The organism is Dechloromonas sp. CZR5 (assembly GCF_008711155.1).
Taxonomy (GTDB): Bacteria; Pseudomonadota; Gammaproteobacteria; order Burkholderiales; family Rhodocyclaceae; genus Azonexus.
This window is the reverse complement of the sequence record NZ_VUYQ01000026.1, coordinates 1-1286: the sequence shown is the minus strand read 5'-3', so window position 1 is coordinate 1286 and position 1286 is coordinate 1. Positions and strand designations below refer to the sequence as shown.

The window sequence follows — 1286 nt, the reverse complement described above, 5'->3', positions numbered from 1 at the left end:
GCCCAAGGCAAGCGGCCGTTGAGCGCTTACCGCAATGCCGAGATCAAGACCTTGCTTGCTGATCTGCTGGGACAGGAGGAAATCCGTGCGCTGGGTCAGAAAGCATCGGAGACCGCTCGCCTGCTCAAGAGCGGGCTCATGCTGATACGGCAGGAACTGGCTGGACTGGACCTTGATGGTGAACGGCTGCGCGGCGAGCGCCTGCGACTCGACGGTGCGGCCGAGCTCGTCACGCGCTGCGAAACGACGCGCCAAGAGGCGCAGCGTGCAGTCGAAGTGGCCCACGCCTCGCATGCCTGCTTGTCGGTAGAGCGTGAGCAGTCGCGAGGCATCGAGGTACGGCGTTCGCAGTTGCTGGCTGAGCGCAAATCCTTGGTTGATGGAGACGTCCAGGCGCAACGGACGCTACAGGCACAGGATAACGGTGAATGCGAGCGCCTCGAACGACTTGATCAGCGCATTGCCAACCGACTACAGCGGGAGCACACCAGGCGACAGGCCTTGATGCAGTCACGGCAGCGGAACCTCGATACGCTCGCCGACGCGCGTGCCGTGCAATGGGCGACGGTTCGCCTGCCGCTGGCCGAGCGCGTGCTGTCTCATCGCCTCACGCTGACGCGTGCCTGCCGCGATCAGACCAACGCACTGGTGCAATGCCAAGCTGCTGAGCGGCTGGCCGAACAGAAATTGGCTGACATCGAGCGCGATGCGGGCAAGGCCGCGCTGAAGGCAGAAGAACTCGCCCACCGGTTCGGGTTGGCGGGCGAAGTACCTTGCGCCGGCACTGACCTGCAGGGCCAGTGCAAGCTGCTAGGCGATGCATACGAAGCGCAAGCACTCGTTCCGAGTGCAAAGGCCGAGATTGCTCGGCTGGCTCGCCAGAAGTTGGCCGCGCAAGGCGAGCTTGCCGTTGCGCGGCAACAGCGCAAGTTGTTGGTAGGTGCCTCGCAGGCACTGGCCTGGGCGGAACACCGGGAAGCGATTGCGCGAGACCGGGGGGCCAAGCTGAGCGCTCTGGCCGCAAAAGTCCAGATGTGCGCCCAAGCGCGAACGGTGTTGGCGGATATCGATCAGGAACTGGCCGCGATGGGCCCAGGCGACGCAGAGTGCAAGGGCGTCGAGGTGGCTGAAGAACAGGCCGAGCGCCGCCAGATCGCTACGTCGCGGCGGATGATCGCAAAACAGTTGGAACAGCATGCACAGCAGTCAAGTACTGCACTGGCGCGCCTGGCCAGCACGCTTGCCGCGCTGCCCCCTCCTTACGATGAGCAAGGGCTGGCCGCGTC

Annotated in this window: 1 pseudogene; it reads left to right on the top strand. The window is 64.6% G+C overall.

Features of this window, described 5'->3' with window-relative positions:
* Positions 1-18: 18 nt before the first annotated feature.
* Positions 19-1286, top strand: a pseudogene (locus tag F1002_RS20840) (DNA repair protein); the annotation flags it as partial.